Annotated in this window: 21 protein-coding genes and 1 pseudogene; 5 read left to right on the top strand and 17 right to left on the bottom strand. The window is 65.8% G+C overall.

Annotation, left to right across the window (positions count from 1 at the left end):
• Nucleotides 1–37: 37 nt before the first annotated feature.
• Nucleotides 38–1282 (top strand): PucR family transcriptional regulator, encoded by a 1245-nt coding sequence (locus ACIA5H_RS12630; RefSeq protein WP_397075949.1) that lies wholly within the window; start codon nucleotides 38–40, stop codon nucleotides 1280–1282.
• 56 nt (nucleotides 1283–1338) lie between these two features.
• On the opposite strand, the gene ACIA5H_RS12625 is transcribed toward ACIA5H_RS12630, so the two are convergent.
• The 8 genes and pseudogenes from ACIA5H_RS12625 to ACIA5H_RS12590 form a co-directional block, all read right to left on the bottom strand.
• The gene (locus tag ACIA5H_RS12625; RefSeq protein ID WP_397075947.1) at nucleotides 1339–2412 is read right to left on the bottom strand and encodes an LLM class flavin-dependent oxidoreductase; all 1074 of its coding nucleotides are present in this window, start codon (nucleotides 2410–2412) and stop codon (nucleotides 1339–1341) included.
• On the bottom strand, nucleotides 2412–2924 hold the full coding sequence (locus ACIA5H_RS12620) for an SRPBCC family protein (RefSeq protein WP_397075945.1): 513 nt from the start codon (nucleotides 2922–2924) through the stop codon (nucleotides 2412–2414). The genes ACIA5H_RS12625 and ACIA5H_RS12620 overlap by 1 nt, the downstream gene beginning before the upstream one ends.
• Before the next feature lie 317 nt (nucleotides 2925–3241).
• Nucleotides 3242–3829 (bottom strand): TetR/AcrR family transcriptional regulator, encoded by a 588-nt coding sequence (locus ACIA5H_RS12615; protein ID WP_397075943.1) that lies wholly within the window; start codon nucleotides 3827–3829, stop codon nucleotides 3242–3244.
• A gap of 136 nt (nucleotides 3830–3965) precedes the next feature.
• The gene (locus ACIA5H_RS12610; RefSeq protein WP_397075941.1) at nucleotides 3966–4967 is read right to left on the bottom strand and encodes an NADP-dependent oxidoreductase; all 1002 of its coding nucleotides are present in this window, start codon (nucleotides 4965–4967) and stop codon (nucleotides 3966–3968) included.
• A 127-nt stretch (nucleotides 4968–5094) separates the two neighbouring features.
• Nucleotides 5095–5229 (bottom strand): annotated as a pseudogene (locus tag ACIA5H_RS12605) (SDR family oxidoreductase); the annotation flags it as partial.
• A 74-nt stretch (nucleotides 5230–5303) separates the two neighbouring features.
• Complete coding sequence (locus tag ACIA5H_RS12600) at nucleotides 5304–6521, bottom strand: acetyl-CoA C-acetyltransferase (RefSeq protein ID WP_397076050.1); 1218 nt, start codon at nucleotides 6519–6521, stop codon at nucleotides 5304–5306.
• 302 nt (nucleotides 6522–6823) lie between these two features.
• A complete protein-coding gene (locus tag ACIA5H_RS12595; RefSeq protein WP_355073848.1) occupies nucleotides 6824–7333 on the bottom strand; it encodes a helix-turn-helix domain-containing protein in 510 nt (169 codons plus the stop codon).
• A gap of 141 nt (nucleotides 7334–7474) precedes the next feature.
• Nucleotides 7475–8038 (bottom strand): PadR family transcriptional regulator, encoded by a 564-nt coding sequence (locus tag ACIA5H_RS12590; protein ID WP_355073850.1) that lies wholly within the window; start codon nucleotides 8036–8038, stop codon nucleotides 7475–7477.
• Between the two features lie 263 nt (nucleotides 8039–8301).
• On the opposite strand from ACIA5H_RS12590, the gene ACIA5H_RS12585 reads away from it, so the two are divergent.
• Nucleotides 8302–9300: an NAD(P)H-dependent flavin oxidoreductase gene (locus ACIA5H_RS12585; RefSeq protein ID WP_397075938.1), complete on the top strand. Its 999-nt coding sequence runs from the start codon at nucleotides 8302–8304 to the stop codon at nucleotides 9298–9300.
• A gap of 167 nt (nucleotides 9301–9467) precedes the next feature.
• On the opposite strand, the gene ACIA5H_RS12580 is transcribed toward ACIA5H_RS12585, so the two are convergent.
• Complete coding sequence (locus ACIA5H_RS12580) at nucleotides 9468–9926, bottom strand: MarR family winged helix-turn-helix transcriptional regulator (RefSeq protein WP_397075935.1); 459 nt, start codon at nucleotides 9924–9926, stop codon at nucleotides 9468–9470.
• A 61-nt stretch (nucleotides 9927–9987) separates the two neighbouring features.
• Here ACIA5H_RS12580 and ACIA5H_RS12575 point away from each other — a divergent pair, with 61 nt between their 5' ends.
• The gene (locus ACIA5H_RS12575; protein ID WP_397075933.1) at nucleotides 9988–10356 is read left to right on the top strand and encodes a VOC family protein; all 369 of its coding nucleotides are present in this window, start codon (nucleotides 9988–9990) and stop codon (nucleotides 10354–10356) included.
• A gap of 170 nt (nucleotides 10357–10526) precedes the next feature.
• Here the strand turns inward: ACIA5H_RS12575 and ACIA5H_RS12570 are convergent, their stop codons facing one another.
• The 3 genes from ACIA5H_RS12570 to ACIA5H_RS12560 all read right to left on the bottom strand — a co-directional run bounded on the left by ACIA5H_RS12570 (nucleotide 10527) and on the right by ACIA5H_RS12560 (nucleotide 13830).
• A complete protein-coding gene (locus ACIA5H_RS12570; RefSeq protein WP_379254372.1) occupies nucleotides 10527–11414 on the bottom strand; it encodes a haloalkane dehalogenase in 888 nt (295 codons plus the stop codon).
• Nucleotides 11415–11482: 68 nt separating this feature from the next.
• Nucleotides 11483–12139, bottom strand: a complete 657-nt coding sequence (locus ACIA5H_RS12565; RefSeq protein WP_397075930.1) for a TetR/AcrR family transcriptional regulator — start codon at nucleotides 12137–12139, stop codon at nucleotides 11483–11485.
• An 83-nt stretch (nucleotides 12140–12222) separates the two neighbouring features.
• Entirely contained in the window at nucleotides 12223–13830 is a 1608-nt protein-coding gene (locus ACIA5H_RS12560) for an amidohydrolase family protein (protein WP_397075928.1), read from the bottom strand.
• 274 nt (nucleotides 13831–14104) lie between these two features.
• Here ACIA5H_RS12560 and ACIA5H_RS12555 point away from each other — a divergent pair, with 274 nt between their 5' ends.
• Complete coding sequence (locus tag ACIA5H_RS12555) at nucleotides 14105–15058, top strand: GlxA family transcriptional regulator (RefSeq protein ID WP_397075925.1); 954 nt, start codon at nucleotides 14105–14107, stop codon at nucleotides 15056–15058.
• Between the two features lie 111 nt (nucleotides 15059–15169).
• Here ACIA5H_RS12555 and ACIA5H_RS12550 read toward each other — a convergent pair whose 3' ends face one another.
• Nucleotides 15170–16732, bottom strand: coding sequence for an esterase-like activity of phytase family protein (locus tag ACIA5H_RS12550; protein WP_397076048.1), 1563 nt, complete (start codon nucleotides 16730–16732; stop codon nucleotides 15170–15172).
• Between the two features lie 77 nt (nucleotides 16733–16809).
• Nucleotides 16810–17067, bottom strand: a complete 258-nt coding sequence (locus tag ACIA5H_RS12545; protein WP_397075923.1) for a hypothetical protein — start codon at nucleotides 17065–17067, stop codon at nucleotides 16810–16812.
• A gap of 45 nt (nucleotides 17068–17112) precedes the next feature.
• On the opposite strand from ACIA5H_RS12545, the gene ACIA5H_RS12540 reads away from it, so the two are divergent.
• A complete protein-coding gene (locus tag ACIA5H_RS12540; protein ID WP_397075921.1) occupies nucleotides 17113–17892 on the top strand; it encodes an enoyl-CoA hydratase-related protein in 780 nt (259 codons plus the stop codon).
• 84 nt (nucleotides 17893–17976) lie between these two features.
• Here ACIA5H_RS12540 and ACIA5H_RS12535 read toward each other — a convergent pair whose 3' ends face one another.
• The 3 genes from ACIA5H_RS12535 to ACIA5H_RS12525 all read right to left on the bottom strand — a co-directional run bounded on the left by ACIA5H_RS12535 (nucleotide 17977) and on the right by ACIA5H_RS12525 (nucleotide 19586).
• A complete protein-coding gene (locus tag ACIA5H_RS12535; protein ID WP_355073873.1) occupies nucleotides 17977–18306 on the bottom strand; it encodes a DUF3140 domain-containing protein in 330 nt (109 codons plus the stop codon).
• Between the two features lie 22 nt (nucleotides 18307–18328).
• Nucleotides 18329–18547 carry a DUF2945 domain-containing protein gene (locus ACIA5H_RS12530; protein WP_379254380.1) on the bottom strand — a complete coding sequence of 73 codons (219 nt, stop codon included), beginning with the start codon at nucleotides 18545–18547 and terminating at the stop codon, nucleotides 18329–18331.
• Nucleotides 18548–18737: 190 nt separating this feature from the next.
• On the bottom strand, nucleotides 18738–19586 hold the full coding sequence (locus tag ACIA5H_RS12525; RefSeq protein WP_397075917.1) for an NAD(P)H-binding protein: 849 nt from the start codon (nucleotides 19584–19586) through the stop codon (nucleotides 18738–18740).
• Between the last annotated feature and the right edge of the window lie 57 nt (nucleotides 19587–19643).

Genomic DNA, 19643 nt, shown 5'->3' with positions numbered 1-19643 from the left:
CACAAGCGCATTCCCGGCGAATGCCTACCATCTATCCATGACCACGCTGACGGAGCCGCCCGTGAATGATTCCGCCGCGGTGGCGCGCACGCTGCTCGCGGAGGTCGACGACCTCACCGCCGAACTCGTCGGCCGGATCCGGACCGGGGACCACGCCTACGCGGAATCGACCGCGCTCACCGACGCCGAGCTGGGCTTCGTCGTCCGCGACAACCTCGTCTCGCTGCTGGGCCAGCTCTCCGGCGGTGTCGGGCGTCGGCTGCAGCCCGCTACCGTGGTGGGCCGGGTCAAAGCCGAGCTCGGCGTGCCCCTCCCCGCGGTGCTACACGCGTACCGGCTGGCCGGACGACTGCTGTGGGAACGCGCGCTCGCCGTGGCCACCGGCACGAGACTCGACGTGTTGCCCCAGCTCGGGTCGGAGATGTGGCGGATCATCGACGACTATTCGGGGGCGGCGGCGGAGGCCTACGGCGACTATCTGACCGAGCGAGTCCGCCACGACGATTCCGAACGCCGCTCTCTGCTGCGCCGTCTACTGAACGGCGATTCCCACGATCCGACACAACGCGACATCGCCCGCGCCCTCCACCTGCCCCCGCTGGGCAGCTTCGTCGTCGTGCACGCCGAAGCCGATCCCGAAGCACTGGCGCCACTGATGGGCATCGAGTCCCGGCTCCGCGCCGAATACGTCGAATCGATCTGGATCACCGAAGCCGGCGCTCGCATCGGGCTGCTCAGCCCGGCCACCGAGCGCGCGCACCAGCAGGTACTCGCTCAACTGCGGCAACACGCCACAGGCCGGGTCGGCGTGAGCCGCCCGTTCTCGACCGCGGGGGACGCAGGCGCCGCACTGCGGGAGGCCGAACTGGCCGGGCGTTGCGCACCGGCAGGCGCCGCCACGGTCACCGTCTACGGCGACACACCCATCCCGCTCGTCCTGGCGCATGCTCCGTCCGCTGCGCACGAAATGGCGCACGAAATCCTCGGACCCGTACTCGACCTGCCACCAGAGGAGTGCGATCCCCTTCTCGACACGCTCGCCATGTGGTTCGAATGCGGAGGCTCCAATACCGAAGTCGCGCAACGTCTGCACTACCACCGCAACACCATCCACTACCGGCTGCGCCGCATCGAAACCCTGACCGACCGCCGCTGCTCCGATCCCAAAGCGGCCGCCGAACTCTACGTCGCCCTGACTGCCGTGCGGCTCATCGGACTGGACCGGTCCGGGATTCCCGCCGATCCCCCGTCGCGTGGCCAGGCACAACGCCTCGGCTTCTGATCACAACAGTCTTTCACCGGCTGGTCAGAGCACGCCACTCGCGCCGGAGCATGCGTCTAACCACCCTGGGAGTGACAGATCGTCGAACGACCATCCAGCCCGTGCACAAGATCGATGCCGCGGCCGAGATTGTCCAGTCGCGCGTGCAGGGTGTCGCCCGCGGGATAGAGACGTACCGTGTCCACGCCGGTGTCGCGCCAGGTTCGCAACCGCTCGCGGACCATGTCCTCGGTGCCGATCAGCGTGGTGGCCAGCACCATTTCGTCGGTGACCAGCGCGGCGGCGCCATCGCGATCACCGCTCTGCCACCGTTCACGCACTCGAGCGGCGACATCGGCCCAGCCTTGGCGGCTGTAGGCGTTGTTGTAGAAGTTGGTCGAGCCCGATCCCATTCCGCCCAGCGAGAAGGCGAGTTCCTTCTTGCGGCTGCCGAGGACCTCGTCGAGTTGGGCCTCGTCGGCGACGATATTGATCTCCGCGCCCTGGCAGATGTCCAGATCCGCGCGGTCCCGGCCGGCACGGGCCAGCCCGGCGTCGAGATGCTCGAAATAGGCGTCCGCTCCCTCGGGGACGAAGCTGGTGCCCAGCCAGCCGTCGGCGATCTCGCCGGTCAACTCCAGCATCTTCGGTGACAGGGTGGCCAGGTAGATGGGAACCGTGACCGCGGTCACGCTCAGCCGCATCGGTTTGCCCTCGCCACCGGGCAGCGGGATTGTGAAGTGCCGGCCCTCGAAGACGATCTTCTCGCCGGTGCAGGCCGCCCGGATTATCTGCACGGTCTCGCGCATGCGCGCCAGCGGACGGGCGAACGGCACGCCGTGCAGACCCTCGATGACCTGCGGGCCGGAAGCGCCGAGACCGAGCAGGAATCGGCCTTCGGACAGTCGTGCCAGGGTCATGGCAGTCTGGGCGATCAGCACCGGCGACCGGGTGCCGAGCTGAATGATGCCGGTACCCAACCGCATTCGCTCGGTGCGCGCGGCGAGGAAACCCAAAGGTGTCACCGCATCACTCCCCCACGCCTCGGCCATCCAGCAGATGTCCAGGCCGAGTTTCTCGGCTTCGACTACGAATTCGACGAGGTCCGGCCAGTTCGCCCCCGAGGCCTCGATGGTGGTGGCCGTGCGCATCACGCGTCCTTCTCCACTAGAGCCTTGATGGCGGACAGATTGGCCGCCATGCCGAACTCGAACTCGCGCAGGCGCACGAAAACGATCTTCTGCTCCTTCTCGGGCATGGCATCGATCGCGAAGTTGAGTCCCGAACGCGCGGGACCCATCTGGGTCCACTGCTCCAGGACGGTGCCCGCGTCCTCGGGTTGGAGGGTGAAACGCCATATGCTGGATGGGTATCCGGGATCGCCGACAGCCCAGGCGAAGCGCCGCTCCGGCTCGAATTCCACGACCGTGCTGGTCGTTTCCCAGTTCCCCATGGCCTCGTGGGCGTTGCGGCCGATGAACCGCGCGCCGACCGCGGGTCCGGTGGCGCCGTCGAGCCATTCCACGCTCTGTAGTTCTTCACTCAACCGCGGCATGAGGTGGATATCGCTGACGAATGCCCACACCCGTCGCGGTGGCGCGTCGATGAAGGTCTGAACTGCCACGGTCGGGGTGTCGGCATACACCTGCCCGGTCCACTCCACGATCAGCTCCTTCCGGCTGTTTCGCCCATAGTTGCATAGATAGACTAAGCACTACAACGGTCTCTTCAGCGCACTCAACAGCTGAGTTCCACATTTGGACTCACGGGGATGGGAGTATGCCGCGCACATCGTCGGCGAACTGTGATCGTCCCGGCACCCCGCACGATTGATCCACTGGGGACGACTCTCGGACGCCCCTAGACGGGGCGTCGCTTCATCGATCGCCGACATGACCGGCCGGGGTAATCGATGGCTCTCCGACGAGGGCGTCGGCAAAATCCGGCGATCCGTAGCCGGTCATTCACCGGGAGGCCGGCCTACTTGGACGCACCCACGATGCGCAGCGCGAGGTCCACGTAATAGTCGCCGATCTCCTCCGGCGAGAGCGAGCCGTCCTCCCGGTACCAGCGAGCGAGGTCGATGCCGAGCGACAGCAGAGCGACCGCCGCCATATGCGGATTCGGGTTGTCGAACACACCCGCCGCCACGCCTCGCTCGATCAGCTGCCGCATCTCCGCGTCGATGAGGTGACGGATCGCCTTGATCTCGCCTTGATGCTCCGGACTGAGTGCGGCGAGTTCGTAGTTGATGACCCGGGCCACGGTATGCGCCCGAGCATGGAAAACAGTGAAGGCCCGGACCGCCGCGATCAACTGATCTACCGGATCGTCAGCGGAAGCGACAGCGCTCTTTATGCGCTTCAGCGTGTTGTGGTGACCGGTCCGGGAGACCTCGTAGAGAAGTTCCTCTTTCGAGCGGTGATGCACATAGATGGCTGCCGTGCTCAGCCCCGCGATCGAAGTGATGTCGCGAGTGGTCGAGCCGTGGAAGCCCCGCTCGGCGAAGGCGACGACCGCGGCATCCAGCAGCCGAGCTCGTGTGTCGTCCGCACGTGATTCGGTCACTTGAACAGTCTCGCATCCTGCCATCGAACACTTCCGGACGGTATCGGTCCGGGCCTCGCGCGACCGGCGTCGATGCTGTCGTGACCTTCGGCGCGTCGCACGGCTGTGATCCCGGATACGCTGCGGTGGCCGCCGCTCAGAGCGCGAGCACGAGTTTTCCGTTGTTGGCGCCGCTGAACAGCATGTTCAGCGTCTCGCCGAAACGCGCGACGCCTCCCTCGACGACGTGCTCGCGGCTCTCGAGCTTGCCCTCGGCCAGCCATTTCGCGATCTGCGCGACGGCTTCGCCGTAGCGATCGGCGTAGTCGAAGACTACGAATCCCGTCATCGAGGCGCGGAAGACCAGCAGTGACATATAGCGCGACGGACCGGGAGGCAGCTGCTCGGCGTTGTAGGCCGAGATCGCGCCGCACAGCACCACGCGGGCCCCGCGGCGCAAGTTCATCAGCGCGGCATCGAGGATGTCACCGCCCACGTTGTCGAAGAAGACGTCGATGCCCTGCGGGGCGAGCTCGCGCAACCGCTTCGCGACGTTGTCGTTGCGGTAGTCGACAGCCGCGTCGAAGCCGAGTTCCTCGGTGAGCAACCGGGTCTTCTCCGGGCCACCCGCGATCCCGATGACCTCCGCGCCCTTGGCTTTGGCGATCTGACCGACCACGCTTCCGACGGCGCCTGCCGCCGCCGAGACCACCACGGTGTCGCCTGCCTGCAGCTTCCCGACCTCGAGCAGGCCGAAATACGCTGTCATGCCGGGCATTCCGAGGGTGCCGAGCCAGGTGGGGCCGGGGGCGATGGTCAGATCGACCTTCGAGACGTCACTGCCGTCACTGATCGCGTATTCGGTCACCCCGAAAGTGCCGCTGACCGTGTCACCGACGGCGAAGTCGGGGTGCGTCGATTCCACGACCGTGCCGATATCCAACGACCGCATCACCTCGCCGATCCCGACCGGCGGCACATAGGAACGCTGATCTCTCAGCCATCCACGCATGGCGGGATCGATGGAGATGAAGTCGATCTTCACCAGCAGCTGACCTTCGGCGGGCCCTGGCAGTTCCTCGGTCGTCAGGCTCCAGGTGTCGTCGCCGGGCAGCCCCGACGGACGCCGCGCGAGACGGATCTGCTGAGTCTTCGTCATGACATTCCTCTTCTCATCGATTCGGCCATACGTCCGGGACGGCGTCCGTTGCCGTCGGGAAACTCTGCCCCACAGCGAATCTGGTCAGCTGCAGGTCCCGCTCGCGGACGGTCGCGAACCGTGTCGGTCAGTTCTTCGGTCCTCCGGCGACGTACACGACCTGCCCCGACACAAATCCCGTACCCTCGCTCGCCAGGAATGAGACGGTGTGTGCGACATCCTCGGGCGACCCCGCTCGCGCGACGGGAATCTGCGCGATCGCTCATGGTGTTCTCCTTCGAGATGGACAGATGCTCGACGGTCCACGCGTAACCGGTGGACGACAGCGGTGCGCGCTCAGGACAGCCGCTCGAGCACCATGGCCATGCCCTGGCCCCCGCCGACGCACATGGTCTCCAGGCCGAACTGTTTGTCATGGAACTGCAGCGAATTGACGAGGGTGCTGGTGATCCGCGCACCGGTCATCCCGAAGGGATGGCCGACGGCGATCGCGCCGCCGTTGACGTTGAGCTTGTCGAGGTCGATGTCCAGTTCGCGCATGGACGCGATGACCTGCGCCGCGAAGGCTTCGTTGATCTCGACCAGGTCGATGTCGCCGATCGTCAGGCCCGCGTTGGCCAGCGCCCGCCGCGATGCCTCGACCGGGCCCAAGCCCATGATCTCCGGCGACAGGCCGCTGACGCCGGTGGAGACGATGCGCGCGAGTGGCGTCAATCCGAGTTCCGCCGCCTTGGTATCCGACATGACGACCACCGCGGCGGCACCGTCGTTGAGCGGGCAGCAATTGCCCGCGGTGACCGTGCCGTCCGGCCGGAACACCGGCTTCAACGCCGCGACCGCGTCCAGCGTCACACCCGCGCGCGGACCGTCATCGGCCGACACCACCGTGCCGTCGGGCAGAGTCACCGGGGTGATGTCGCGTTGCCAGAATCCATTCGACAGCGCGATTTCGGCGAGGTTCTGGCTACGCACGCCGAAGGCGTCCTGCTCCGCGCGGCTGACACCCGCGAACTGCGCGACGTTTTCGGCGGTCTGCCCCATCGCGATATAGATGTCGGGCAGTGCTCCGTCTTCGCGGGGGTCCGACCAAACCTGCCCTCCCGCAGCGAATTTCGACGTCCGCGCGACCGCGTCCTCGAACAGGGAGTTCTGGGTGCCCGGCAGGCCATCGGCATTGCCGCTGTTGTAGCGGCTGACGGTCTCGACGCCCGCCGAGACGAACACATCACCTTCACCGGCTCGAATCGCGTGCAGCGCCATCCGGGTCGTCTGCAGGCTCGACGAACAATAGCGATTGACCGTGACGCCGGGCACCCGATCGAGCCCGGCCAGTACCGCCACCACCCGTCCGAGGTTGAAACCCGATTCGCCCGCGGGCTGGCCGCAGCCGAGCATCAGGTCGTCGATCGTGGCCGGATCGAGCGCGGGCACCCTTTGCAGCGCGGCCTTGACGATCTGCGCCGCCAAATCGTCGGGGCGCATGTCCTTCAGCGAGCCCTTGACGGCGCGTCCGATCGGCGACCGGGCGACGGAGACGATGACGGCTTCGGGCATGTGCCCAACCTCCCAGCTACTTACTAAGCGCTTATTCAGCGCATACGATGCTGGATCGGACAGGCCGCGGTCAATACCGACGGCCCGCATTTATCGATGTGATCTGCCACACAACATGCATATAAGTGCTGGTGAGGCAGGTGAATTCGGCTCGCGAAGAACGCGGCCACTGTGCGCCTACCGCCTCGTTCGGAGTGTCCTTCGGCAGAGCAGAGCACCGAAGCGACGATGGCGGTGGACCAGCAACTCGGTGTGCCGCTACACCTCGGGACCTGAAACCGGCCCCGGTGAACTTTCGTCAGTTACTTCGACTCTTGCCGCGCGAAGCGCTCCACGACGTCGGGACGTTCGCGCAGATGTTCGGGGTAGCCCGGACCCATGCGCAGGCGGGATTCCTCGATCGGGACAGGCTGTTCACAGTGCTCGCAGACCACCTTGACCTGCGTGTCATGACCGCACGCGGTGTGCCGCACGAGCACCGGCGGACCCGATTCGTCGGCGAGCCAGCGATCACCCCAGCTCGAAATCGCCAGCAACACGCTCCAGAAGTCGGCGCCCTTCTCGGTCAGCACATACTCGTACCAGGTCGGCTCGACCTGATACGGCCGTTTCTCGAGCAAGCCTTCGTCCACCAGACGACGCAAACGGTTGCTGAGGGTATTGCGCGCGATGCCCAACTGCTGCTGGAAGTCCTCGAAACGGCGTACTCCATAGAAGGCCTCACGCATCACCAGCGGGGTCCACCAATCACCGAGCAGATCCATCGTGCGCGCGACGGAGCATGGCCACCGTGCGAAGGATGTACGCCTCATTCAGCGAGGATATCGGTTTCATAGATAGACCATGCACTTGATGACGCCACGCGGCCGCCCGCGCTCTGTGCAGGCCATCCATCGGACCCCCGCCTCGACCCCGAACTTCGCCGGCAGGCTGCGGCCGCGACGAGCCTAGGCTCAGGTCGAGCGCGATTCGCTCGGCGTCTGCATGGCATCGAGGGCTTCGATGACTTCCCGACACCAGTCGATCCAGGCACGTTCGGTCCCGAGACCGGCCTTCAGGATCAGATGCCTCATCGCGCCCGCATCGTCGCCGACAGCCGGAAAATCCCGTGCCTCGATCTCCCGATAGGTCGCGAACGTCTTCTCGTGCACCGCGAGGTGGTGTGCGACGACCTCGCGGACACCTTCGAAGTCCCCGGTGGCGGCCGCTGCCCGCAACCTGATCAGCAGCGTTTCTCGCTGCTGCGGCGGCTCGTCGACCTCGCACACCCAACGGCGAAGCGCAGCCGTGCCCGCCGGTGTGATGGAGAAACGCTTCGGCTGACCACGCCCCGGCGCCTGTGGCTGCGAAACCTCGGCGACCAAACCGCCACCGCTGAGCCGATCCAATTCGCGATAGATCTGCTGATGGGTGGCCGACCAGAAGTATCCGAACGCGCGGTCGAAGCGCCGAGCGAGTTCGATGCCGGTCGAGGCCCGTTCGGTCAACGCGGTGAGGATCGCGAACTGCAGTGCCACGGCCCCATGTTAGAGAGCGTCGAGCGCGTTGGTCCCGCGACCTGAATCCGGAGCATCCGCGGCGAAGGCTGTGCGCGGGACCTTGCGCGGCCCGGGATCCGGCAACTTATGAAGCCGTGACCACCGGGCGTGTGATCGGCCACACATGTTTTTGCAACTTATTGCATGAATGCGGGGTGCGTCGATAGCTTCGTCGTAACGGAGCGCTATGCGGCCAGAATCGCCGCGCGTCAACGCTTCAGAACTCCTCGAAGGACGTCATCATGGCCTTACCCGCCGCTCTGTCCGGTCGCCTCACCCTGCCCATCGTGGGCTCGCCGATGTTCATCTCCTCCGGACCCGAACTCGTGATCGCGCAGTGCCAGGCCGGGGTGATCGGATCCTTTCCCGCGCTGAACGCACGTCCGGCGTCACTGCTGGCGGACTGGCTGGACCGCATCACCGAGGAAAACGCGTCGTTCGCGGCGGCGAACCCGGACGCCACCGTCGCGCCGTTCGCCGTCAATCAGATCGTCCACCGGACCAACGACCGCCTCGAACACGACATGGACGTGATCGTGCGGCACCGCGTGCCTATCGTGATCACCTCTCTGGGCGCACGCCCGGAGATCAACGACGCCGTGCACTCCTACGGCGGAATCGTCCTGCACGACGTGATCAGCGACGAGTTCGCTCGGAAGGCAATCGAAAAGGGCGCGGACGGCATCATCGCCGTCGCTGCAGGCGCAGGCGGCCACGCCGGAACGCAGTCGCCGTTCGCGCTTGTCCAGGAGATCCGGGAGTGGTTCGACGGGCCGGTGCTGTTGTCCGGCGCGATCGCCCACGGCCGTTCCATCCTCGCCGCGCAGGCCGCGGGCGCTGATCTCGCCTATATCGGTTCGGCATTCCTTTCGACCGTCGAGGCGATAGCGGCTGCGGAATACAAGCAGATGATCGTCGACTCCCGAGCCAAGGACATCGTGTACAGCAACTTGTTCACCGGTGTCCATGGCAACTATCTGCGCGGCAGCATCGTCGCCGCAGGCCTGGACCCGGACAACCTCCCCCATTCCGACCCTTCCATCATGAATTTCGGCTCCGGCGGCAATGCGAGCGCCAAGGTATGGCGGGACATCTGGGGCGCCGGACAAGGCATCGGCGCGATCAAGGAAAACCTCACTGTCGCGGACTTGGTGGCTCGCTTCAAGGCCCAGTACGACGAGGCGCTCCAGGCTCTCGCCCGCAAGACACCGAGGCCCGACACCGTCGAGCAGCCGGCCTGACCCACCCATGGCCGTCGAGGCCTTCCTCGCCAAAGACGAGGAGTTCATCGGCCGCTGACGCGGAATACCCGCCTATCTGGTAATGGGATCATTGCCAGACAGGCGGGCATTTTCACGTTCTGCCGCCCTACTATCCGAGCGCGACGAGACGTGCGCCGGGGAACGAGCTATGCACCGTCGTTGCCATCGCGCAGGGAATGGATCATGCTCCGCAGGATCCGCAACGCGCTGGACCGCTCGGTCTCGGTCAGGCCGGCGAGCATTCTGACCTCGACGGACCGGACCGCCACGGTCGCCTTATCGAGGCTCCGTCGTCCGCGGGGCGTGAGCCGTGTGGGAAGAACCTTCCCGACGGGCGCCTCCGCGGGCCTGGTCACGTAGCCGTCTCGTTCCAGAGCCTGGAGTAGCACGTTCATCGTCTGCCGTGTCACGAACGCGCCCCGCGCGAGCTCGGAGTTCGACAGGCCCGGTCGTTGCGCCAGCAGCTCGAGGCAGGAGTAGTGCGTCACGCTCATCCCGAGTGGCCGCAGCACCTCCTCCATGGCTACGCGCAGGACGCTCGACGCCTCTTTCAGCAGGTAGCCCAGTGACGTTTCCAAGTCGACGCCCGCACGGTCTTGACTCATGTCAGTATTCTGACATAGATTGCCATGTGTCAGAAAACTGACACAGAATGAGGAGATCATCATGCCCGTTACCGGCCCCGACTTCATCTCGCTGCAAGCGCGCGACCTGGCCGCTTCGCAGGCCTTCTACGAGCAGTACCTCGGCCTCGTCCGCTCGCAGGCCGGACCTCCCCACGCCGTCGTCTTCGAGACGAAGCCGATCGCGTTCGCACTCCGCGACGTCGTTCCCGGCACCGATCTCGCATCCGCCGCTCAGCCCGGCATCGGCGCCGCGATCTGGCTCCACGCCACCGACGTCCAGGCCATTCACGATGCTCTCGTCGCCGACGGTCACACCATCGTCTCCGCACCGATCGACGGCCCCTTCGGTCGGACATTCACCTTCGCCGACCCCGACGGCTACCAGGTCACTCTCCACGACCGCGTCTGACGGGACCAGCGTCACCGGACGATCACCGCCCCCGAAGACCGCGCGGCGACAAGTACACCGCCGTGATCATCGACCTCACCGGGATCCGTGACTCCACCGGACCAGCGCGGCTGCTGGACATACGCTCGCCGACCGGCCCAGTCGCTGTCGCCTCGGCGACTTACGCACCTTCAGTAGCCTACTTCCTTGACGAATTCCGCTATGGCGGTGCCGATTTCATCAGGGCTGTCTTCCTGAATGAAATGTGATCCCGCGACGGTCGTTTCGCGCTGATTGGGCCAGGTGCGGCAGAATTCGCGTTGCGGTCCGGTGAGAATGGAGCCCGGTTCCGCGTTGACGAACAACTTCGGGACATCGCTGGTGCTCAACCATCGTCCGTAGTCCTCGACCACCTCGACGACATCCTTCGGCTCCCCTTCGATCGGGATCTGGCGAGGCCAGCTCAGAGTGGGCCGGCGATCCTCGCCCGGCGACGCGAACGGCCGCCGATATTCCGCCATCTCCGCGTCGCTCAGCGCCCGGAGTACCGAACCGGGGAGAACCCGCTCGACGAAGATGTTCTTCTCGAGCACCATTCCCTCACCGGCAGGCGACCGGAAACCCTGGAACACGCCCCGTGCGCCTTCGGGCCACTGTTCCCACGTCACCGGCATGACAATGCTTTCCATGTAGACGATTGCCCGGACGCGGTCGCGGTGCTGGTTGGCCCAATCGAATCCCAAAGCCGACCCCCAGTCGTGGAGGACCAGCACGATATTGTCGCCGAGATCGAGCGCATCCCACAGATCGAAGAGATACGAGCGGTGCTCGGCATAGGTGTATCGGTCGGGACCGGAATCGGGGAGCTTGCCGGAATCACCCATGCCGATGAGGTCGCAGGCGATCAACCGTCCCAGCCCCGCACAGTGCGGCATGACGTTGCGCCACAGATACGACGATGTGGGATTGCCGTGTTGAAAGACAATGGCGTCGCCCTGCCCCTCGTCGATGTAGGCCATGCGCTGTCCGCGAACATCCGAGAATTTCTTCGCCGCGAAAGGCGCTGTACTGTATGGCATTACAGAGTCTCCTTATGTGTAGGTGTCCCGTTGAAGGCAGGTCTATGCCGCTGCGGCAGTCCGATCACTCACACCTCAGCCCCAGGCCCGCGCTCGGCGCGCTCGTCGACCGCGGCGCCCATCCGCGCCGCCGCGTTCCGGCACACGCGAAGAATCCGCGACGAGAAGGACTCGGATTCCACAGCCCGTGACAGCACGAGTCCGCCGATACACAAGGCCAGGGTCGCGATGGCTTCGTCATAGAGTTCGTGCTCCTGCGGATCGTCCACCGGACGGCCACCCATCGCGTTGAGAGTCTTGCGCAGTTCCTCCTCGTAGGCTGACCTGAACTCGGCGGGCATGCGCGCGGCGTCGGATCCGATCGCCGAGAACGCGCACGAATCCGCCCGCTCGTCGCGGTGGGTCCGGTTGAGATAGCCGCGCGCGAGTCGGGCCGCGCGGGCGCCCCAGGACGCGTCGCGCGTCTTGCCGATCCAACGCGGCCGGCTTTCGGCGAGCCCGTGCCGGAAGGCCGCGATGGCCAGATCGTCCTTACTCGCGAAGTGTGAGTAGAAGGCTCCGTGCGTCAGGCCCGCGTCCCGCATGACCTTCCCGATAGCGCCGCCATCGGGACCATCCGCCCGCAGCCGAGCGGCGCTCGCGTCGAGGATGCGCGTCAACGACTCTCGTTTCTGTCGCGCCCGCTGCCCCTCCCCGGAGGGAGAATTTCGCATGTCGACCATCATGTGAACTACGCTCTCGCATGATGTCCGTCATGTCAATGCGCCCAACCGGCCGAGCGGTCGGGCGCGCACGGGATATCGCAGGGTCAACTGACGAAGTTCCTGGCGAGCCGCCGCATGGTCAGGCGCGCGAGCAATCGCGTGGTGAACTCGCCGAAGGCACCCTCGAAGCGGGCGAGCTCTTTGCCGATGGCCACGTCGAGATCCGCTGCGGTGATCAACGTTCCCTTGGCCACCGTCGCCGTCAGGTCCCGGCTCACCGACCAGCTCGAATGGCGTGGATCCGATCGAGTGACGACGAGTTCGGCGCGCGCACCACGATCCACGGTGCCGATATCGGTGAGTCCGAGCGCGCTCGCCGCGGTGGCGGTGGCCAGCCGCCACGAGTCCCGGCGTGGGATACCGGCTTGCTCGAAGGCCTCGAGTTCGCGATGCAGGGCGATCCCCGGCGCTACGAACGGTTGCTGGGTGTCGGTACCCAACCGCAGCGGCACACCGTCACCGAAGAGACGGTTGACGAGCAGGTGTTTGCGCTCCACGGCGCGCCTGCACCGATCGAAGTCCTCGCGTCGGATGTCGCGATAGGCGGGGATGCCGTGTCGAGGGTGCCACACGATGGCCGAGTAGAACGACGGCAGCGCTCGCGCTGTGGGCTCGTCGCGCGCTTGGTGATGCCGCTCGAGATCGAGGACGCCGGTGGAGGTGTTCAGCGTCGGCGTGACCGCGAGCCCGCGGTCTGCGCTCACCTGCCGGACGAGATCGATGCGGCGGTCGTCGACCGCGTCCCAGTCGATCATGCGATTGAAGACGTGGTCCCGCCGAATACTGGCCGGCGGCGCCATACCGAACAGGTGCTGCCCATCCGGCAGTTGCGCATCCTCGTGCCCGAGCCCGTACGGAACGTGTCCGAGAACTCCCATGCCGGCCGCACGTGCCGCTGCTTTGAGCGCGACGATGCGCGGAACATCGAGATTTTCATAAGATTTGACCCACGTGGCCCCCAGGTGCCGCAGCCGATCGATGATGTCCGGCGCCTGCTCCGGATCGGCGTAGCCGAACGAGTTCGACCACCGTGCCGGTGGGGAGTTCACGAACCCGTAGGCGTAGTGGATCTCCGGTCCGGGCAGGGCGCCGGATACCACCGATGCCAGCGCCGCCGGTGTCGCCGTCCCGTCGGTGTCGCCCGCGTCGCGAACGACCGTGATCCCGTGCCGCAGGGTTTGCAGTAGGAACAGATCGGTCAGCCGAAGCACGCTGTCAGGGGGCATGTGCACATGCATGTCGATCAGCGCGCTCGCGACGAAGCCGCCGCGAGCTTCCTCGAACACCGTCGCCTGTGGCGGAGGTTGCATCGCACCGGCCGGGGTGATGCTGTCGATCTGGCCGTCGACCACATAGACGTCGACATGCACCGCATCCGGCCTGTCCAAGTGGGCGATGGTCACATCCGGCAGGACGAAGGCGCCACGGATCGTGGGCAGGATCGAGTCCCGTGTGGACACCGTCTCGGTCCAGGCGTCTCGGCCGAGCCGCTTGAACAGGCTGTTCTGCCGCATCGGCTGTGCCGGACGCGATCGCACCACGGATAGACTCGGTGCCGCGCAACAGCTCTCGTGTACCAGGCCCATGACGGCGCGGCAGAACTGGTCGAATGCGATGTTCGACGTCGTGGCGAGCGACACGGCGGAAGTCACAGTCTGTCCTCCTTCGGAAATCGATGAACTCGACCCTATGAGTATTCGAATATCGAGGACCAGGGCCGAGTTGGACAAAATAGAGACCACTCGTGACAGATGATCGGTCGAGCGCCCGTGGCAATCGGCGGGCACTGTTACCGTCCGGGGTCATGAGTACCATCGGCCTGCGGGAATAATTGGGACTCGGTGAACGAGAATTGACCGAGGCGACAATCACCCGCCACGATCGTCCACGAATTCTGCGCGGACACGAACCGGATATGATCGAGACGTGAAAGCCGCAGTGCTCGAACTGCCGGATATGCGAGCCACCGGAATCGCGATCAGTCACGACATGCTCGAGTCGGCCAACCGAGCCGCGGAAGCTCTCGGCCGGCCCCGCCCTTTCGAGATCACCGCATTGCGCCCTGGCGATCAATTGCCCGGCGCGCTCGATCTGCTCGCTATTCCGGGAATGGGGTGCGTATCGGTGAGCGAGCTGGACGCCGTTCTGGCGCGAGCGAGCGATCCGTGGTCGATGCGAATTCTGTCCGAGGCCGTGAACTCGCAGGCTCGGGTGGCCGCCTCTTGTTCGAGCGTGTTCCTGCTCGCCCGAACCGGAGCGCTCGACGGTGGCCGCGCGACGACATCCTGGTTCCTCGCAGCCGAACTCCAGGCACGGCACCCCGCGATCACCGTCGAACCCGACAAGATCTTGGTCCGGCACGGCCGCACGGTCACCGGCGGAGCATCACTCGCCCATGTCGACGTCATGCTCGCGGCGATCGAGATGCTCACCGGCTCGGACGTGGCCGATCTGTGCGCCCGCTATCAGCTCATCGACCGCCGGACCTCGCAGCGTCCCTACATGATGCTCACCGTGCTGATCGCCGACGACCCCGATCTGGTGCACGCCCACGACTGGATCGTCAGCAATCTCCGCCGATCCTTCACGACCACCGATCTCGCCGACGCGGTGGGACTTCATACCCGCACACTCGCACGACGCCTACAGCGCGCTACCGGCCTCAGCCCGCAAGCCTTCGTCCAGTACATACGCACGGACACCGCGTTGACGCTGATCCGATCGGGAACCACTGCGGAGGCTGCCGCCCATCGAGTCGGCTACGCCGACTCCTCTTCCCTGCGCCGAGCCATTCGCCGCCGAGAAACCGGTCGCACCAGCTGGTCGACTCCCGGGCACAGGCCGGACGGCGGGCAGGGCACGGCGTCACCCCGGGAATAGCGGCTCCAGAGGACCGAACACGTGTTTTCGCACTGACCAATGGCGCCCTCCCGGTCACGGCTGTTGCCACTTCCGGGAGGGTTCGCGACGGTGCCCGGCGCCATACGTCCGCTACTTCACGGTGATCGTGAGCGTCCGCGTCTGCGTCTTGGCGGGCAGCTTGGTGGTGTCGACCATCAGCACCTCACCCGTGTCCTGGGCGCCGTTGGCGAGGAGTTTGGCCTTCAGTCCGAACGGCGGCTGGTCGCCGGTGGCGGCCTCGATGCCGAAGTCGCTGTCGTCGGCGATGTAGAGGGTCTTGCCGCCGTCGCGGGTGGCGACGCCCTCGATCTTGTCGTGGCCGAAGAACTTGCCGTCGGCGTTCAGGCCGTCCAGCAGACCGCCGAGGTCAAGGGCGGACTTCTTGGTGACGGGGGTGACACCCGCCTTCCGCAGCGTGGCGACGCCTTCGGCAGTGGGCACGGCACCGACGAGGAGTTCCAGCGGCTTGCCGTCGACCAGCAGGCCGAGTTGTGGATCGTAGTGCGCGTTCTGGATTTTCGCCTGCGGGCCGATGTCGGTGGCGCCGGTGATGTCGATGGTCCACAGCTTCTTGTCGGCCTTGGGCGATTTGCCGCCGTCGCGTTCGTCGACCAGGAAGGTGGTGTCGCTCAGCGCCGTGATCTCGGAGACCGCGAGCTTCTGCTTCGGATTCTCCAGCGGATATACGAATTCCTTGACGTCCCGGGTCTTCAGATCCACGGTGACGATCCGGGTCATCGGCACCTCACGCGCCGACGCGACACCTGGCTCGTTCAGTGCACTCTGCACGATGCCGACCAATGTTCTGCCGTCCGGCGTGATGGTGAGCCCCTCCATACCCTGGTTCGGGGTGCGCAGCGAAAGCTCTTTGGGCAGACCGCGTCCCGGTGCGAGCCGCTCGAGCTCGGCGCCGTTGGCGTCGAAGTGCACGACGAACGGCCCGTACTCGTCGGACACCCAGAAGCTGCCGTCGGGCATCGCGACCAAGCCTTCGCTGTCGATGCCGTGATCGGTCGGCGGCAGGACGGTGCCGTTGAGGTCGCGGATGGTCTCGCCGGTGCTTGCGGAGGTGTCGACCAGGCCGTTGAACGGCTGGCCCGCTGAATTCTTCAGGGGAATGGTGCTTTCCAGCACCGCCTTGGTGCCGACCAACTTGAATTTCGCGATGGTGGGCGTGAAAGTCGGTATCGGCGTGAGCTTCTCGTTCTTGCCCTTGCCGTCCACGTTCGGACCGCGGTCGGTGAGACCGTAGAACTCGTCGACCGATCCGGGCACCGGGGTGAACGCCGACCCGTATCCGCTGCCCTGCAGACTCACGCCACCGAAGTCACCGAGCGGCGGGATATCGGTGGTGAACAGCTTCACGGCGTCGGTGGTGGTCACGGTGATGCTGTCGGAACCGGTGTATCCAGCCACAGGCGTGTACACCACCGCACCGTCGGTGCGGCGGGTGATCGTGCCGTGCTGCGGATCGGCGATCCCGACCGCGGCGCTGCCGCCGGTCGCGGCCAGCAGATCATCCAGCGAGATCACCAAGGGCTGGTCCTTGGCGGCGGTGAAGCCCGCCTCCGAGTTCGACGACGAGCAAGCGGACAGAACGGCGGTCGCGCACACGGCGACCATGACGAGCGCGCTTCGGGTACTGCGGTGCATTCTCACCAGCGATGCGTACCGTCCGAGCCCGACCGCCAGTTGGCATCGAGCTGAACATGAGCCGTCGATCCCCACAATCATCCGATCAGTTTGCAGTGTTGCCAATCCTGACGAACATGAGCACTGCGGTATCCGAGCGTCGGCCGCGTCGCTACCGACTTCGATGCCGAACAAGCCTTAGCGCTCGGTGAAGGGTCAACTGCGTCCGATCGGGCGCCTGCGGCGAGGAAGATGCCGAGCAGGCCATCCGCATCGAGGTCCCACAGCCGGGACGCGGCCCCGCCACCACCGCCGCCCAGCGGAGGACCCAGCCGTGCGAGCTGTTCGGAGATCATCCCGGAAGTGTCGTGTCGTTCCCCGTATAGCTCTACGGTGGAGATATGACCGCCTTGGAGTATCAGCATGTGCTGGTCGCGCGGGACGGCGACACAGTGCGCATCACGATGAACCGGCCGGAGCGACGCAATACCCTGTCCGGCGAACATCTGGCCGAGTTGCTCGCCTCCTTCCGCGCTGCGGGCGAGACGGACGCCACCGGGATAGTGCTCGGGGCAGCCGGTCCGGTGTTCTCCGCGGGACATGATTTCGCCGATGTCGCCGCACGCGACCTGCTCGGCGTGCGGGAACTGCTCACACTGTGCACCGAGCTCATGTCGACCATCGAATCGGTCCCGCAGGTGGTGATCGCTCGGGTGCAAGGTTTGGCCACAGCCGCCGGCTGCCAACTGGTGGCCTCGTGCGATCTGGCCGTCGCCGCCGAATCGGCCGGTTTCGCGCTCCCCGGCGGCAAGGGCGGCTGGTTCTGCCACACCCCCGCGGTGCCGGTAGCCCGCGCCGTCGGCCGCAAACGACTGATGGAACTCGCCCTCACCGGCGACCCGATCGATGCCCGCACCGCCGAACAGTGGGGCCTGATCAACCGAGCGGTGCCGGACGCCGAGCTCGACACCGCCGTCGACGAGCTGCTCGCCCGAGCTACCCGCGGCAGCCGCGCCAGCAAAGCACTGGGCAAACGCACCCTCTACCGCCAGCTCGACCGCCCCGAGGCAGACGCCTACGCCCTCGCCCTGGAAGTCATGGCCGCCGCCGCCCAACTTCCCGGCGCCCGCGAAGGAATGGCGGCCTTCCTGGCGAAGCGCCCACCTGTCTGGCGCGATTAGCGGCGCCCGGCGTCTGCCCGTGCCCGCCGGAGACGGCTCGAATCGGCAAGAGACGCTGGAGGCGTCGCGTATTCGCTGCTGCCGTCAGCTTTTCATCGGATCGTGGCCCCAGTTCATCAGCGAGTATCGCCATTTGGTGTTCTCGATTTCGCCGGAGGGTCGCTGCTCGAGATGGCGGTGCGCATAGCCGATGACTTTGCGCATGTGCGCGTAATCATCGTCGGTCGGTTTCTTCTTCTCGAGGATGTCCGCGATGCGCCGCCCGCTGGCGTGCCCGGTCGACTCGCCGCCGTCTTTCGGCTTCTGCCCCACCGACTTCGACTCGTCGGTGTCGAGCCACCGGCGCAGTTCTTTCGCCGTCATGTTGACGATGTTGTCGAATTCCGTACGCGTGTCTTTGTCTTCCGTCGTCATGGCGCGGCTCCGATTTTCGATGTCAATCGTCGTGCGGACGTAGCGCGCCGGGCTTGTGCACCGCGTCACGGCCGCTCTTCGCACTGCGCACCCGATACTGCGGATCTTGTTCGGAGGCCCGTACCGTTCGGCCCGCCGCTTCGGTGTCGGACGTGATCACTTCTTCCACCTCGCCCTCGGCGGTACTGCCGTGGCTGTTCCATTCGACTTCGTCGCCTTTGCTGAACGATTGCTTTCCCATGGTCGATCCCTTCCCCATTCCCGCATCCAACGAGTTCGTGTTACCCGGGAGCTGCTCTCGAAAACTGATAGCTGAGCCGGTCCTCCCGATTCGCCACCCACTCTTTCTGCGGCCAGAACCTAGTGAAAGGTCGCGATTGTGCCAGTTTCGACCCGACCATCCCGTTGTCAGCACCAGCCGCGCTGTTGCGCTAGGAGGTAGTGGTCGGGCGCCAACAGCCTGAGGCGGCGGCTTGCGCGACATAGTTCTCGAATGTCCGCGCCGGACGGTCCAAGGCCTGGTGCACGTCATCGGTGGGGGTCGTGCCCGGGCCGCCGTGGGGAAGGCGGGTGAGAATGTCGGTGAGTAGCCGCGCAGCCTCGGGCGAGACACCGAAGCCGATTTGCTGTTCGACGAAAGTCACGGGGTCGATGTCGACGTGGCGGATCGTGCGGCCGACGGTCGCTCCGATCAGGTCCACGGCTTCGCCGAAGCTGATCGCCCTCGGGCCGGTCAGCTCGTAGGTGTTACCGCTGTGCCGGTCATCGATCAGTGCTCGCGCCGCGACTTCGGCGATGTCGTCGGCGTCCACGAACGGGGTACGGCCGTCGCCGGTGGGGATATACAGCGCGCCGTTGAGAATGCCTGATAGCCAGAAACTTTCACTGAAATTCTGCGCGAACCAGTTGGGTCGCAGGATGGTCCATTCCAGCCCGCTGTCCCGGGTCGCGCGCTCGGCGGCGTGCAGGGGATGATCGGCCTGGTCGGCGGCCGGTGCGGACAGTAGTACGAGTCGCCGGACACCGGCCCCGACCGCCGCCTCGATGAATTTCGGAATACGCGCTCGGCCCTCGTCGGTGAATTGCAGGGCCGGTTCCACGAGATAGGCGGAGGTGGCGCCGTCGAGCACGGCCGACCAAGTCGTCGGGTCGCCCAGGTCGAACGACATATCGCCCCCGGTGCGGGCGACCGCCCGTACCGGATGGCCCGCGGCTCGGAGGTGGCGTGCGATCCGTCGGCCGGTCTTACCGGTGCCGCCGAGAATCAGGATGTTGGTCATGGCAATCATCCAATCGAGCAGCAGTCAGACGATCCATGCGAGAAGATCCGGGATTTC

Source organism: Nocardia sp. NPDC051900, assembly GCF_044452545.1.
Lineage (GTDB): Bacteria > Actinomycetota > Actinomycetes > Mycobacteriales > Mycobacteriaceae > Nocardia > Nocardia sichangensis.
This window is presented reverse-complemented; position numbering and strand designations above follow the sequence as displayed.

What these genes read in the sequence shown, in the direction of transcription:
- ACIA5H_RS12630 (WP_397075949.1), top strand. Translation starts at nt 38, where the DNA reads ATGACCACGCTGACGGAGCCGCCCGTGAATGATTCCGCCGCGGTGGCG.
- ACIA5H_RS12625 (WP_397075947.1), bottom strand. Translation starts at nt 2,412, where the DNA reads ATGCGCACGGCCACCACCATCGAGGCCTCGGGGGCGAACTGGCCGGAC.
- ACIA5H_RS12610 (WP_397075941.1), bottom strand. Translation starts at nt 4,967, where the DNA reads ATGACGAAGACTCAGCAGATCCGTCTCGCGCGGCGTCCGTCGGGGCTG.
- ACIA5H_RS12600 (WP_397076050.1), bottom strand. Translation starts at nt 6,521, where the DNA reads ATGCCCGAAGCCGTCATCGTCTCCGTCGCCCGGTCGCCGATCGGACGC.
- ACIA5H_RS12595 (WP_355073848.1), bottom strand. Translation starts at nt 7,333, where the DNA reads ATGAGGCGTACATCCTTCGCACGGTGGCCATGCTCCGTCGCGCGCACG.
- ACIA5H_RS12585 (WP_397075938.1), top strand. Translation starts at nt 8,302, where the DNA reads ATGGCCTTACCCGCCGCTCTGTCCGGTCGCCTCACCCTGCCCATCGTG.
- ACIA5H_RS12580 (WP_397075935.1), bottom strand. Translation starts at nt 9,926, where the DNA reads ATGAGTCAAGACCGTGCGGGCGTCGACTTGGAAACGTCACTGGGCTAC.
- ACIA5H_RS12575 (WP_397075933.1), top strand. Translation starts at nt 9,988, where the DNA reads ATGCCCGTTACCGGCCCCGACTTCATCTCGCTGCAAGCGCGCGACCTG.
- ACIA5H_RS12570 (WP_379254372.1), bottom strand. Translation starts at nt 11,414, where the DNA reads ATGCCATACAGTACAGCGCCTTTCGCGGCGAAGAAATTCTCGGATGTT.
- ACIA5H_RS12565 (WP_397075930.1), bottom strand. Translation starts at nt 12,139, where the DNA reads ATGATGGTCGACATGCGAAATTCTCCCTCCGGGGAGGGGCAGCGGGCG.
- ACIA5H_RS12550 (WP_397076048.1), bottom strand. Translation starts at nt 16,732, where the DNA reads ATGCACCGCAGTACCCGAAGCGCGCTCGTCATGGTCGCCGTGTGCGCG.
- ACIA5H_RS12545 (WP_397075923.1), bottom strand. Translation starts at nt 17,067, where the DNA reads ATGATCTCCGAACAGCTCGCACGGCTGGGTCCTCCGCTGGGCGGCGGT.
- ACIA5H_RS12540 (WP_397075921.1), top strand. Translation starts at nt 17,113, where the DNA reads ATGACCGCCTTGGAGTATCAGCATGTGCTGGTCGCGCGGGACGGCGAC.
- ACIA5H_RS12535 (WP_355073873.1), bottom strand. Translation starts at nt 18,306, where the DNA reads ATGACGACGGAAGACAAAGACACGCGTACGGAATTCGACAACATCGTC.
- ACIA5H_RS12530 (WP_379254380.1), bottom strand. Translation starts at nt 18,547, where the DNA reads ATGGGAAAGCAATCGTTCAGCAAAGGCGACGAAGTCGAATGGAACAGC.
- ACIA5H_RS12525 (WP_397075917.1), bottom strand. Translation starts at nt 19,586, where the DNA reads ATGACCAACATCCTGATTCTCGGCGGCACCGGTAAGACCGGCCGACGG.